Consider the following 13,560-nt stretch of genomic DNA (forward strand, 5'->3'; position numbering starts at 1 on the left):
AATCATTGAATTTCTGTTATTTTCGTGTATAATTGATGGTATGAAATCTAAGGCGGCCGCGGGCCGCGGTAAGGAATGAAGGTATGTATTCGATTGTAATCCCATGCTATAAATCGTCCCACACCATCCGTCAGGTGGTGGAACTGACTGCAGAGAAGATGACGGAAATCGGGCGGACGCCCTTTGAGTTCGTCCTTGTGGACGACTATTCTCCGGACGGGGGAGAGACCGTCTGCGAGCTGCGGGCGCTGGCGGATGACTACGACTTTGTGAAGGTAGTGGAGCTCGCCATGAACAGTGGACAGCATAACGCGATTATGGCGGGGCTGAATTACGCGGAGGGCGACGTGCTCATCGGGATGGACGACGACATGCAGACCCATCCCTCACAGCTTCCGATTCTGTTCGAGGAGTTTGACAAAGGCTTCGATATCGTATACGGCTACTACCCGGAGAAGAAACACTCCGGCTTCAGGAACTTCGGCAGTTGGGTAAACTATATGTCGGTGCGGGTTCTGATCGGCAAGCCGAAGGACATGAAGACCTCCAGCTTCTGGATTATCCGCGGATTCGTCCGGGACTATATCATCCAGTACAAAAGCCGGTACACTCATCTTCAGGGGCTGTTCCTGCGGACCACGCGGAATATCTCCTGTGTGCCGATCAAGCACTTCGACCGCGCCTACGGCACGTCCGGCTACACGCTGAAAAAGCTTCTGGGGCTCTGGTCCAACATCATGGGCTACAGCATCGTACCGCTGCGGATTGCCACACGGTTCGGCGCGGTAATCGCGGCGGCAGGTCTCATCGGGGCGATCGTCGTGTTCATCCGCAAACTGATGCTCCCGTCTACTGCCGTGGGCTGGTCGTCCATGATGTGCGCCATATTCTTTTTCTCCGGCGTGATCATGATGTTCCTGGGACTTATCGGTGAGTACATCGGCAGGATGTTCCTGACAATGAGCAACAATCCGCAGTTCGTGGTGCGGAATATCTATACAGGCGGAGAGGTCGCTGCGATAAAGCATGACATAGGCGGTGCGGCCGCCGCAGAGCGCGCGGCTGACGGCAGCACGAATCACACAGATGACGGCGGCGCGGAGGTCACAGACGGTGCGGCCGCCGTGGCGCCCGCGGGAAAGGACGGACGGAAATGAAGAAGATACTGATTCTGGGAGCGGGGATCTATCAGGTTCCTCTGATCCGCGCGGCAAAGCGCATGGGCCTGTACACCATCGTGGCCAGCATACCCGGAAACTACCCCGGATTTCCGCTGGCGGACAAGGTCTGCTATGAGAACACAGTGGATCACGAGGCGATTCTGAAGATTGCCCGGGAAGAGAATGTTGACGGCATCGTCACTGCCGGAACTGACGTGGCGGTGATCACCATCGGCCGGGTATGCGACGCGCTGGGGCTGAGGGGGCTTTCCGCAGAGGCCGCGGAAATCGCATCCAACAAACTGGCCATGAAGTCCCGCTATGAGGAATATGGAGTGCGGACCGCCCGGTTCCGCAAGATTCCCTTCGCGCGGGAGGATTATGAGGAACTGCTGGAGGGACTGGAGTTTCCTCTGATTTTCAAGTCGGTGGATTCTTCCGGCAGCCGGGGAATCACACGGGTGGACTCGCCGGCGGATTTCCGGGAGGCCCGGCATAACGCGCTGGAAAATACCCGGTCCGATTATTTCATCGCAGAGGAATTCATTGAAGGAGATGAGTTCGGTGCACAGGCCTTTGTACAGGACGGAAAGGTGGAGTTCATTCTTCCTCACGGCGACTACGTGTTCAGAGGAGACACCGGCGTGCCGGTGGGCCACTATGCGCCGTTTGAAACAGACCGCGCATGCGCCCCGGACGTCCGGGAGCAGCTGGAGAAGGCCATCGCAGCCATGAAGCTGGACAACTGTGCCATCAACGCCGACTTCATCATGCGTGACGGCAAAACCTATGTGCTGGAGCTGGGCGGGCGTTCCGGCGCGACCTGTCTTGCGGAGCTGGTTTCCATCTATTACGGCTTCGATTACTATGAGAAGATCCTCCGCGTCGCGCTGGGAGAGCATGTGGACTTCCGGGCGACAAAGGACGATTCCGGCAGACCGCGGCTGACGCCGAACGCCAGCATGCTGCTCACCAGCGACAGAGACGGGGTGATTTTGTCACAGGAAAACCGCAACGATCCGTCAGATCCGGACATCGTACAGATTCAGTTCGATTATGCGCCCGGAGACAGCGTTCACGCCTTCCGGGTGGGACCTCACCGCATCGGGCATGTGATTACAAAGGGCGATACGCTGGAGGCTGCCGTGGCGAAACTCCATCAGGCTCTGGAGCATATCGATATCAGGGTAGCCGGGGAGGAGTGAAATGACCGCTTCGATGGAAACATGATGTAAATGGTGCAGTCATGTCAGTAAGATATTTAAGTGAATTGGAACAAATGCACTGTCCGTCTGCAGAGCGCGCTGTTGAGCAGGTTGATCGGTGTCTGGATGAGATGCTGGATGAGTTTGACGACGGCAGTTTGTTGTCAGAATATGTCTATCGGGTTTCTCTCAGGCGGGAGGAATGTCTGGAACTTCTGTCCGGCAACCGTGAAATACTTAAGTCCCCGCAATTATTGGGAAACTGGCTTAAAGAGCGTATATGGGAATATCCGGAGGAATACATAATCAAGATGTCAGGAGCATTATCAAAAATCACAGAATACATGACAACTATACCGCAAGAACGACAGTTCTCCTTGAAAGACACTCAGGCTGAACAGGCACTGAAAAACATTTTTTTTCAGTATGACTGGATAATTCGCGAGATGATGGATGAACTGAAACGAGCTCATCCGGATTTTCACCCCGCCAGTGAATATGCATTGAAATATGATCTTTCCTATGACGAGGCGGAATCCCTCAAAATATATATGTGGAAAAATCAAAGCAAGACAGAAACCGAAAAGAAGGAGTTTCTGGCGCAGTGGTTTTCTGATGTAAAGGGGGAACATCTTTCGGAGGCAGAACTCAGTGATATTATCGTGAGTTTCGGAAATGCCTCGTTACCGGACTATGAGGAAACAATGAGGAAAGTGAAAGCCTTCAGAGAATAAGGTCAGGAACGCTTTTCTTAGCCTCCGTTCAGAGTTCCTTCAGAACTGCCGCGCGCTCTGCGATATATTCTTTCAGTTGTGCGCAGAAAAATTCTTCAACGAAGGAATCAGCAGGCCGGCGGTAGATTTCCCGCGGCGTGCCTGTCTGATGCACGACGCCGTCTCCCATCACGATAATCCGGTCGGCAAGAGTCAGCGCCTCAATCTGGTCGTGGGTAACATACACCGTTGTGATTCCCAGCTGCCGGTGCAGCCGTCGTATTTCCCTGCGGATCTGTCCTCTCAGCCTGGCGTCCAGATTCGACAGCGGTTCGTCCATCAGAAAAAGCCGGGGCTGACGCACGATCGCCCGTCCCATGGCAACACGCTGTTTCTCTCCGCCGGAAAGCTTCCGGACGTTCCGCGGGAGGAGCTCTGTCAGATTGAGCAGTGCGGCCGTTTCCGCAACCTTTTGCTGTATCTCGTCCTTCGGAAGCTTTCGCATTCGCAGCGGAAACGCGATATTCTCAAACACACTCATGCCGGCGTACAGTGCGTAATCCTGAAAGACCATGGCGATGTTCCGCCCTCCGGGACTGATTGCCGCGATGTCCTCACCGTCCAGCAGAACCTGCCCTGTATCGGGAGTCTCAAGTCCGGCGATGAGGCGGAGAGTCGTGGATTTTCCGCAGCCGGAGGGACCGACGATGACGATGAATTCCCCGTCGGCAACCCGGAGATTCATTTCGCGCACCACGGGAGTGCCCTTTGTAAAAGCCTTGCTGATATTGTTCAGAACCAGAGTCGCCATTATTTCTCCTCCTCATCCAGTCGGACCTTCATACCGTCCTCCATTTCCCGGCTGCAGCGGAGTGCGATCTGATTCAGCTGCTCCGCGCCCTTCGCCTGTATTTTCTTTCCTTTCGTCGCCTTCACGCGGACCGGGTATCTGCTGAGGACGAGGGCTTCCCCGAGTATGGTTTCCTTCGGCACGACCCAGTAGACAAAGGCTTTTCCGGATTCGTCGTAATGCACCGCAGAGGAATCCACCCATCCGTCCCGGTCGGCCTCCCCGGCGGTGATTACGGGCAGAAGTGCCCGGGCGGTATACTGCGAGGTGAAGGTGAAGACAATCATGACAGCCAGAAACGCGACTGCGATGCCGATTAATATTTTCCGTTCCATTCAGGACACCTACCTTTTTACGCCCATCGCGGCGATACCGCCCTCCAGGGCGGGCTGCCCGATGCGGAAGATCAGGATTGCCGGGAACATGGCAATGAGGGAGGCGACAAAGGCGATCCCGGCGTTATCGACAGAAATTGATGGGATGAACAGTGACAGCGGCCATTTGGCAGGGGAATCCAGAAACGCCATCGGAGGTTCGATGATGCTCCAGTATTCCAGAAACTGCAGCATCATGGCTGCGGCGATTCCTGCGCGTCCTGCGGGCAGACCGATACGCAGAAAGATATCCGGTTCTCCGGCGCCGTCCAGCCGTGCCGCCTCCACCACGGAGGACGGAATTCCCCGGAAGAAGTTGTACTCAATGAAAACCGGAAAAGTCGAGAAGACTCCGGGAAGGATGACAGCCGGAAGGCTGTTCAGAAGTCCCATCGCACCCAGATGAATGTATTCCGGGAGCATGAGCACCTGGAAAGGGAGCATCATCAGGATGATGTACAGCGTAAACAGCAGGCCTCTGCCGCGGAATCTGTATTGCGCGAATCCCCAGGCCGCCGGAGCCGCAATCAGCAGCTGTCCCAGCAGCACGCCTCCCGTGATCAGCACCGTGTTCCAGAAGAGGCTGAAAAATCCGGGCTGGAACAGGAACAGCTCCCGGAAAGATTCCGGGGAAACCTTTCGGGGAAACAAAGCCCAGTCCACATAGCCCCCGCCTTTGTAGAAGAGCAGCTCCGACAGCCGTGAGGACAGCTCATCGCCGCTCATCAGAGAGCCTGTGAGGATGAAGAGCACAGGATAACACATGACAAAGGCGAGAATCGCCAGCAGTGTGAAGACAACAGCTCTACGCATCAGTCTCACCTCGCATTTCCCATGTTCTCTGCAGGAGCAGAATCAACAGAATCAGGATTGCTGAATCGATGGTCGCGCCCGCAGCCATTTTGTCGGTGTCCAGGCTCAGGAACCAGTTGTTGAAGAGGTTCTGTATCATATAGATGCTGCTGTCGGGATAGTCCCCCGCCACCAGGTAGGCCTCCCTGAACACCTTGAAGGAATTCAGAAGCGCAAGCACGATGATTACAAAGGATGCACCACGGATATGAGGCAGAATCACATACCGCAGCTGCGCCAGAGGCCCCGCCGCATCCAGCCGGGCAGCTTCCGTCGATGACCGGGGGACTGTGGAGAGCGCCGCCAGCCACAGAATAAGGTTGTACCCGAGATTCCTCCAGATATAGCTGCCCACCAGGATCCAGAACGCGATGCCACTGTCCATCCAGTGAACTGCCACATGACCGCTGCCGGTAAGTATTCCGTTGAGAATTCCCTGCTGGTCGAACAGAAACCGCCACATCAGGACGACGGAGGCGGTGGGAATCGCCATGGGGATGAGAAAACCTGTCTTCAGGACTCCCGCCCCCCTCGGGCCTTCAAACAGGAACAGAGCGATCAGGAGTGACCCGATGAGAAGAAGCGGTATACAGACCAGATCAAACAGAAAGGTGTTCTTCATCGCAAGCCGGAAGGCTTCGTTGCAGATCACTTCCCGGTAATTGTCCAGCCCTGCGAACCGCCCGTCCGACGTCCGCCAGAAGGAGCGGAACAGCACGTCAATGTACGGCACCAGAAGGAAGAGACTGACGCCGGCGAGAGAGGGCAGTATGAATTTAACAGGATGGAATTCACGGAGCATATTCTTCCCCTCCTACTTTTCCTTGAGTGTATATCGGTAAAGACTGCATGAATCCCCGGAGGAGGAGTAGACTGAGGCATAGATCGTGGAACTGTCCTTTGCTGCGGAGTCAACAAAAGTGATATCCTTGTTCCCGAAACTCACATCCTCCTTGTCAGCCAGCCTCTGTGACCCGTCCTTTGTAAACCGCATGATGCCGTTGCGATCCAGATAAAACCCTGCGATTTCTTCGGAATCACTGGAGTATACGGCATACTCCCGCTCGTTTCCGACGGCCTTTTGTTTATCCATATACTGAAAGAGGGCGCCGGCAATTTTCCCGATGGAGACCTGTTTCCCCGTGCCGGCGTCGCAGCACGCTGCTCCGCCGTTCAGGCCTTTGAGGTACAGGATGTTTCCGGACTGAGCGATGTCCGCAACGCCACTGCAGTTCTTCAAAGAGATGTCCTTCACTTTGCCGGTCCGGTAATCACAACTTCTGAACTGATATTCCGGCGTGGCCGTGAATATCCTGCTGCTGCCTGAAAGCCCTGCCTGCAAGATTGTCCGGGCCTTGTCACCGGACGCCCTGCCGATAATACCCTTCTTCAAATCGTACAGTGCGGATTCGTCGGTAAAGGCGCCGGACAGGTTTTCCTGCCGCAGATAACTCCATGAGACCCATATCTGCCCGGCGTGAAAGTCTGCCGTTGCCTCCAGGCGGGCCATTCCCGGCGGTGCTGTGTATTTCTCCTTCCAGACAGACTCCCAGCTTTTCCCGTCATCCTTTGTGCGGAAGCATAGTACGCTGATATTCCTCTCGCCATGTTTTTTTACTCCGCACAGGTACAGGCTGTCGTTTTCCCACGAAATCGAGGAAATGTATGACAGCTTTTCCGGCGGAGAAATTTTCTTTTCCGTCATTTTCTGTGCGCCGTTTTTATCTGCGCATCCGGTGGGGAGCATCAGAAGCAGTGCTGCGGCGACGGACAAAATGATTAAGAGTGGTTTCTTCACACTAAGCCTCCATAGATAAAAGCTTCTAAACCTGATAATGGTGCAGGCAGCTAATCATTCCGAACGGACAATACGGATCCTGTTTACCGCCCGCTCTACGGCTGCGTCCAGAGTCTGGTTTCCGTTTATATATTCGTTCGCTTCCGTCATCACAATGTCCATCAGAACGCCGTCTGTAACACGGCTGGTGAGTCTGTCGCCGAGGTCGCGGGTCAGCAGCCGGACTGTACGGGAGCGCAGCGCAGGGAGAGTCAAAGTGTTGTATTCCGAAATCCAGTCGGATTCAGTGGTGCACCTCATAATCTCAGACAGGGAGTTCAGATCGGAGGGGAGCAGGGAACTGTCGCTGACCAGCCGCTGCCCTTCCTCTGACATCAGATACCGGAGATATTTCACCGCAGTGCTCCGGTGCGCTCCATTTTTGTTGACGGCTACGATGCAGCAGGGCATGGAAATGATGCGGCCGTTTTCCTCAGCCAGCCTGTACCGGAGACGGTCCTTATCTGACAGCAGCTGCAAAAGCTGAAAGTCTTCAATGCTGCAGAGATAGTCCATGGAAACTCCGGTTCCTCCGTGCCCGATTCCCTCGAAGGAAAAGAGGGGGTTCAGCTGCATATTCAACCGCTGGAAGGATGCTGCTTCGTATTTCTGACGGCTCCGGTCGCGCAGGCGCTGCAGGGACTGATAGAAATCGCGGAGCAGACGGCGGTCGCTGCTTCGGACTCCTGTGAGCCGCGGCTCAACATACAGTCTGCAGGCGATTGCGGCAATGTTATCATAGGCGTTCCCGAAGTACAGGTTGTTTTTCTGTGCGAAACGGAGAAGTGTTCCTAATCCGGATGTGTTCGGCAGATCCTTTCCCGCAGATCCGTCGGCAGCGTATACGAAAAGGGTCTGTGCGGCGGGGAGGGCGAAGCATTTGTCCTCCGATGTAAACTGCTGCTTCACCTCGGCGGGAACGCCGGAGTCTCCGGCAATTGACCGGAGATCCAGCAGTTTTCCGGATTTTATGTACGGAGTCGGATCCATATCGTCCAGGATGAGGATGTCCGGTCCCGTGCTGCTCATCAGTTCCAGATTGATTTTCTTCCGGGCGTCGCCGGCGTCCATCTCGTAATCTGTTACGACCTGTCGTATATCCGCTGTGATCCCGCAGTCTGATGCGGCGCTTGTCAGAAGACCGCTGAGATTATCATCGCCGTTCATCATGCAGATTTTCAGATCCGCAGCCTCCGTTCCGGAAGGGCGGTGATATGCGTAAAGCATCAGCGTGGAAGTCAGCGCGAATACGAGTGCGAGTATGATGACGCGCGGGATTGCGCTTACTGTATGATTGTATTTTTTCATCGTCCTCATCGGCCGCCCTCCTTTCCGATTTAACCGCGCCGGTTCACGCGTATATCCCGAAGGTCAGCGGGATTATTTTTCCTGCCGGTATTGAATCAGCCGAAGTCCGTTCCAGAAGGTGTCGTCATTGTATGGAACAAAGAATTCGTCAGAATCACGGACGAAGAATCGGTCAAAGGTGTATTTATTTTCTCCCAGTGTTTTGGAAGGCGATTCTCCCACCTGAGTTCTGGTGTCGCCGGCAAAGCGGTAGATCCCTTCCCGCGTAAGTGCAAAGCACAGGGTTTCTTTTTCCGGTGTCTGAACTACACGCCAGAGATATTTTGATCCGTCAGCAAGCTTTTTCTGGTCTGAAAAATATTCCTTCTCGTCCTTCCATACGGCTTTGACGGAGTCCGGGGCAGTCAGGGTTTTGTAATTGCGGGTGTCGAGGCATTTGCCTTCGACGTAGATCCTTCCGCCGGCAAGCTGGAAATCATAATCGTATTCGTTGTCAGCGACAATTTTATATTTGCCGGTTTGGCCGTTGAAATGAAGGATTTTGGCGAGACATTCGTCGTCATCGATATCCATAGTGCCGTACCCGGAGTATTCGGAATCCATTACTACATGAGCAATGTTCATCTGCGGTGGAAGCTTCAGCGTCGTCAGGCGTTTTCCGCGATAATCGAACATCTCTCCGGAACGGACCTCTGCACGCACATCCTTGACGGAGCGTCCGGTTTCAATGGCACTCATCACGGCGATGCCGCTGCTGCTCATGGAGAAATTCACGTCCAGAGAAAGAAAATTCGGCACATCCGGGCAGGTGTATGTCTTCTTCAGTATTCTCGTCCAGGAGGAGCCGGAATCCCGGCTTTTCAAAACAACGGCTGTAACGCTGCGCGCGTTCTGCTCCCGGACTCCGCCGACGTAGATGTCGTTGCCGTCAAAGTACATTTCCTCAATGCGGTTCAGGTTTTCCGGGAGCTTGAGTTCTTTTGCTTTGTAGAATGTCTCCGTGTCCGAGCCTTTGTCACCGCACCCAGCCAGAAAAAACAGCAGGATGCAGAGCAGAAGACTCAACAGACATTTCACAGCAGATGAGAATTCCGTCCGCTGTAGGGATGTTAAGGTTGTTTTTTTCATAAAATATCACCGTCGTTTTACCGATTCAGTCAGTCATTTTCAGTGCTTTTTCATTGTCCGTCCGGTAGCAGGCTTTCGCATCGATATGCGGATTGAAAAATTTATCATACCACAGCAGATAACCGGGAAACTGTCGGTTTCTGCTTGCAGTTGAATTCGTTCGCTGTAGCGCGGTTAACAAATCGTTGTCAGCGACCATTAAGTTTGATACAGACTAATGGGCGGGGACACGACCGTATTTGGGTATACCGAAAAGAAGAGCCATACGGCTCTTCGGGGAATCAGATTTTTGTAAACAAAGAAATCAATCGTTAAGTTCCAAAAGAGAACAACTCCCCAATACCACAAAACTAGTGTACACTATTTTTAGACTATTGTCAATTAATCGTATTTTAAATAAATATTCAATATATATTCAATATATATGATGATTATGCACAAACTGGATTTGTGAAGAAGACAGAGAATTTTTCAAGCCGCAGGAACCTGGCAGGTACGAAACCGGACCGGCTTCTTTGTGAAAATGTGCATTATGATGCCGAAATTATGTGTAAAAATGTGTTTTATACTGCTGAAATTGTATGTAAAAATGTGTTTAATCCGCGTTGAAAATCGTGTAAAAACGTGATAACATTGCCTTAGAGTAATAGAAGGAGGCGAACACATTGAAACGAAAGGCTATTGATAAGCTCATTCAATGGAAATCCGATTCTGAACGAAAACCTCTGATTCTCCGAGGGGCGCGTCAGGTCGGCAAAACCTGGCTGATGAAAGAGTTCGGAGAATGTGAATATGACAGTTTTGTATATTTCAACTTCGATGAAGAAGAGGAATTGAAATCTATATTTGAAAAAAACAAGAATCCCTACCGGATTGTTGAACTTCTTTCACTGATTTCAGGAAAGAAGATAGTTCCGGAGGATACACTTATTATTCTTGACGAGATACAGGAATGCCCTGAAGCTTTAAATTCCTTAAAATATTTCAGGGAAGACGCGGGGGAATATCATATTGTTACTGCAGGAAGCCTGCTGGGAACACTTCTTGCGGCCCCTAAGTCTTATCCAGTGGGGCAGGTTAATCTTCTCGACATATTTCCCATGACCTTTGACGAGTACCTGGCGGCAACAGACATCAGTCTCTGTTCATATTATAATGACATACGTAAAGATCAGGAGATAGAGGGAATATTCCATAATCGCCTTACAGATGCCTATAAAAATTATCTGATTATAGGCGGCATGCCAGAATGCGTTGCATCGTGGATAAAATATGGGGATCCCGAGAGGCTTTCCAAAATTCAGCACGAACTCATTGAAATATATGAGAACGACTTTTCCAAGCATAACGGAAAAGTAAACAGCGGGCGAATCCTTATGGTTTTTCGCAGTATAGCATCACAGCTGGCTAAACCGAACGAGAAATTCATGTATGGTGCCGTACGCGAGGGAGGACGGGCACGTGATTTCGAGGAAGCAATCGAATGGCTCGTTTCTGCCGGGATACTGAACCGGGTCTATAATGTTTCCAAGGCGGAGCATCCATTATCTGCGTTCGATAAACTTGACCACTTCAAGCTGTTTATGTTTGATACCGGATTACTTAAGACTATGGCAGGTGTTGATAATAGCGCAATTCTGCTTAAATCCCACTACCAGTTTAAGGGACCGCTGACGGAAAACTATGTACTTCAGCAGCTGAGGGGGTGTCTTTCTGTGCAGCCAAGATACTATTCCGGCAGAAACGGCGAGATTGATTTCATTATTCAGAACGGTACTGAAATAATTCCTGTTGAGGTAAAAGGCGGAGAAGACAAGAAAGCCGGCTCGTTAAAAAAATATATTGCCGCGAATAATCCTGAATCTGCTGTCCGCTTTTCAATGCGCGGGTACAGACATGATGGGAAAATAACGAATATCCCTCTGTATCTCGCCGGTAAACTGATGGAACTGATTTAACCAAGATATACCCGGGAGAGAGGATTTGCCTGCTCCGCGTTTTGATAAAAAAAGAAAAAATTTTTATTTTGCTGTCCCCTTTTGCCCCTCTTTTACGTTTCTATGTATGAAGGGGTGAAAGAGACGGGCGCCGTCTCTTCAATACAGCCTCCGGATCCGGATATCAAGGATTCGCGTTCCGGAGAGTTTTGTTCAAAAGGGCAGAAGTTATTGCAGAAAGACTGTGAAAAGAAAGAGGTGATGCCATGCGCAGCAGAAAAAGATATTTGTTCCCGATAAGAAAGGAGTCTGTGCGATGAGCATTACAACGATTAAGATGAGACGCCAGGCGCAGGGCGAACTGAAAGATGTCGCGTCTGCGTTTCGGAGGAAATATAATGAAACGTTTGCCGAGTTTCTGACGGAGACGTGGCTTGAGGGAACAGACCTCACTGTCTGTCAGATGCTGTATGAGCGGTTTTATTTCAGGAACAGCAGCTACGCCACTGTCATCATTCTCCTCAGCGAACAGGACGGTGAGCAGAGAGTCCTGATTAACGGATGCGGAGGCGGCGATGGCCTGTTCAACATAAGTCTGGGCGCAAACAACAGCTTTGCGTATAAGACGAAGGACTATTTTCAGGCGCAGGGCTTTGAGGTGCTGTCCGAGGAGCGGAGAAGGTGAGAGGCGGTCGGCTCGCGCCTCGCGGTTCTGTGTCCGCGCCGTCTCGCCGACTGTCCCGCGCTTCTCGTCCGTCTCGCGCTGAATGCCGCGCCGCCTATTTTACCTTGCAGACAATCATCCGAAGCTTGCCGTTCTCGTCCGGCGGAATGGAGTCCATCCAGTCGTACTCGATTCGGAAGGGATGCTTGAATTTTCTGTTCAGATCTGCGGTGAGCTGTGCGGCTACTTCATCTCTGGTGCGTTCGGATTCTTCTTTGTTATAGACGCACTGGATCCGGATCATATCGTAGGATTCCTGGATGAAGCGGATCTGCAGGATGTCGGTGCAGTGAGCGATGATGGGCGCGATTTCGAAGAATGTGGTGACTTCTCCGGTCTCATACCGGAAGAAATCGTTCATTCTGCCCTGCACGCCGGTGATGAACCGGACGCCGTTCCGGGTCACGGATGTGGCTTTGTCACCGATGGAGTAATTAATCAGCGGCAGGTCGGTCTTGTACAGCGGCGTTACCACGATCTTGCCATCGTCGGCCGGCCGGTCGTTGTCGTCGTAGATGTTTACCACAAAGGAATCGTTGTGGACCACGTACTCCGGGCTCTCGCCGATCTTCACCATGCAGGCGCCGGTCTCGGCTGTTCCGTAGGAGTCGATGATGCCGGGGCCCAGAACCTCCTTGAACAGCCGGCGGGCGATGTCGTCGGTTTTTTCTCCGGTGGGCACAAAGAACTTCGGCTGATATATTTTGCTGCCATGCTGTCTGCAGTACAGGCAGAGCCGCATGAGCTCGGTTTTGTTCATGTAAAGGAAGTCCGGCTTGTATTCATTGACCTGCCGGATCATTTCCTCCTCCGGCGCGTACTGATCCAGAAACCCGCGGCGCAGGATGCCCAGGCGCTGGAGCGCGGTGTCGTAGCCGGCGGAAACGCTGTGCGCGCTCTTGCGGCTCATGGTTTTGCCGAGGAAGGGGTTGTAGCCTGCCAGCATCATGACCCGGAACCAGTTGGCCATCATGTAGGCCTTTTCCCTGGGCGACAAAAGAATCATCAGCGGTTCGCCGGACGATCCGCTGGTGGTGTCGTGGTACCAGTTGTCATACCTGGGGTTCTTCGCTTCTTCTTTCATCCAGACGCGCAGCTCTTCCTTATGCAACAAAGGCAGACGTGTGAGGTCCGCACCGGTCCGGATGTCCTCCGGCTTCACGCCTGCAGCGTCGAACCGCTCTTTGTAGAACGGGATCCTGTACGCCTTCCGCACGAGTCTGCGAACGCGCCGATCCTGAATTCTTTTGACTCCGGAGAAGTCCTCCGGGATTTTTTTCTTCATCTTGGCCAGATCCGTGAAAATCAGCAGATTGACCAGCTTCTTTTCCAAATTCTCAAACATAGTTCCATTATAGCATCAAAGTGTCGTCTTATCCAGTAATATCCTGCGGCGAACCGGTGGTCAGGCAGGCCGGCCGAGACGTACCGCAGACCTCGTGTGCGAACAGGCCCGAAGCGCCGGCGAACCG

Annotated in this window: 13 protein-coding genes; 5 read left to right on the top strand and 8 right to left on the bottom strand. The window is 52.6% G+C overall.

Features of this window, described 5'->3' with window-relative positions; genetic code table 11:
- Positions 1-83 precede the first annotated feature (83 nt).
- From FYJ64_RS02570 to FYJ64_RS02580, 3 genes are all read left to right on the top strand, one after another.
- The gene (locus FYJ64_RS02570; protein WP_154573696.1) at positions 84-1,157 is read left to right on the top strand and encodes a glycosyltransferase; all 1,074 of its coding nucleotides are present in this window, start codon (positions 84-86) and stop codon (positions 1,155-1,157) included.
- Complete coding sequence (locus FYJ64_RS02575) at positions 1,154-2,365, top strand: ATP-grasp domain-containing protein (protein WP_154573697.1); 1,212 nt, start codon at positions 1,154-1,156, stop codon at positions 2,363-2,365. The genes FYJ64_RS02570 and FYJ64_RS02575 overlap by 4 nt, the downstream gene beginning before the upstream one ends.
- A gap of 65 nt (positions 2,366-2,430) precedes the next feature.
- Positions 2,431-3,099: a hypothetical protein gene (locus FYJ64_RS02580; protein WP_154573698.1), complete on the top strand. Its 669-nt coding sequence runs from the start codon at positions 2,431-2,433 to the stop codon at positions 3,097-3,099.
- A gap of 28 nt (positions 3,100-3,127) precedes the next feature.
- On the opposite strand, the gene FYJ64_RS02585 is transcribed toward FYJ64_RS02580, so the two are convergent.
- The 7 genes from FYJ64_RS02585 to FYJ64_RS02615 form a co-directional block, all read right to left on the bottom strand.
- Complete coding sequence (locus FYJ64_RS02585; RefSeq protein WP_154573699.1) at positions 3,128-3,889, bottom strand: ABC transporter ATP-binding protein; 762 nt, start codon at positions 3,887-3,889, stop codon at positions 3,128-3,130.
- Positions 3,889-4,263 (bottom strand): hypothetical protein, encoded by a 375-nt coding sequence (locus tag FYJ64_RS02590; RefSeq protein WP_154573700.1) that lies wholly within the window; start codon positions 4,261-4,263, stop codon positions 3,889-3,891. The genes FYJ64_RS02585 and FYJ64_RS02590 overlap by 1 nt, the downstream gene beginning before the upstream one ends.
- A gap of 9 nt (positions 4,264-4,272) precedes the next feature.
- Positions 4,273-5,115, bottom strand: a complete 843-nt coding sequence (locus FYJ64_RS02595) for a carbohydrate ABC transporter permease (RefSeq protein WP_154573701.1) — start codon at positions 5,113-5,115, stop codon at positions 4,273-4,275.
- Entirely contained in the window at positions 5,108-5,956 is an 849-nt protein-coding gene (locus tag FYJ64_RS02600; protein ID WP_154573702.1) for a carbohydrate ABC transporter permease, read from the bottom strand. The genes FYJ64_RS02595 and FYJ64_RS02600 overlap by 8 nt, the downstream gene beginning before the upstream one ends.
- A 12-nt stretch (positions 5,957-5,968) precedes the next feature.
- A complete protein-coding gene (locus FYJ64_RS02605) occupies positions 5,969-6,952 on the bottom strand; it encodes a hypothetical protein (RefSeq protein WP_154573703.1) in 984 nt (327 codons plus the stop codon).
- Between the two features lie 54 nt (positions 6,953-7,006).
- A complete protein-coding gene (locus tag FYJ64_RS02610; RefSeq protein ID WP_154573704.1) occupies positions 7,007-8,308 on the bottom strand; it encodes a hypothetical protein in 1,302 nt (433 codons plus the stop codon).
- Positions 8,309-8,371: 63 nt separating this feature from the next.
- A complete protein-coding gene (locus FYJ64_RS02615) occupies positions 8,372-9,376 on the bottom strand; it encodes a hypothetical protein (protein WP_154573705.1) in 1,005 nt (334 codons plus the stop codon).
- A gap of 716 nt (positions 9,377-10,092) precedes the next feature.
- On the opposite strand from FYJ64_RS02615, the gene FYJ64_RS02620 reads away from it, so the two are divergent.
- Together FYJ64_RS02620 and FYJ64_RS02625 are read left to right on the top strand one after the other, a co-directional pair.
- Complete coding sequence (locus tag FYJ64_RS02620; RefSeq protein WP_154573706.1) at positions 10,093-11,385, top strand: ATP-binding protein; 1,293 nt, start codon at positions 10,093-10,095, stop codon at positions 11,383-11,385.
- A 295-nt stretch (positions 11,386-11,680) separates the two neighbouring features.
- A complete protein-coding gene (locus FYJ64_RS02625; protein ID WP_154573707.1) occupies positions 11,681-12,049 on the top strand; it encodes a DUF6054 family protein in 369 nt (122 codons plus the stop codon).
- Between the two features lie 94 nt (positions 12,050-12,143).
- On the opposite strand, the gene FYJ64_RS02630 is transcribed toward FYJ64_RS02625, so the two are convergent.
- On the bottom strand, positions 12,144-13,433 hold the full coding sequence (locus tag FYJ64_RS02630; RefSeq protein WP_154573708.1) for a phenylacetate--CoA ligase family protein: 1,290 nt from the start codon (positions 13,431-13,433) through the stop codon (positions 12,144-12,146).
- Between the last annotated feature and the right edge of the window lie 127 nt (positions 13,434-13,560).

Source organism: Hornefia butyriciproducens (genome assembly GCF_009695915.1).
Taxonomy (GTDB): domain Bacteria; phylum Bacillota; class Clostridia; order Peptostreptococcales; family Anaerovoracaceae; genus Aminicella; species Aminicella butyriciproducens.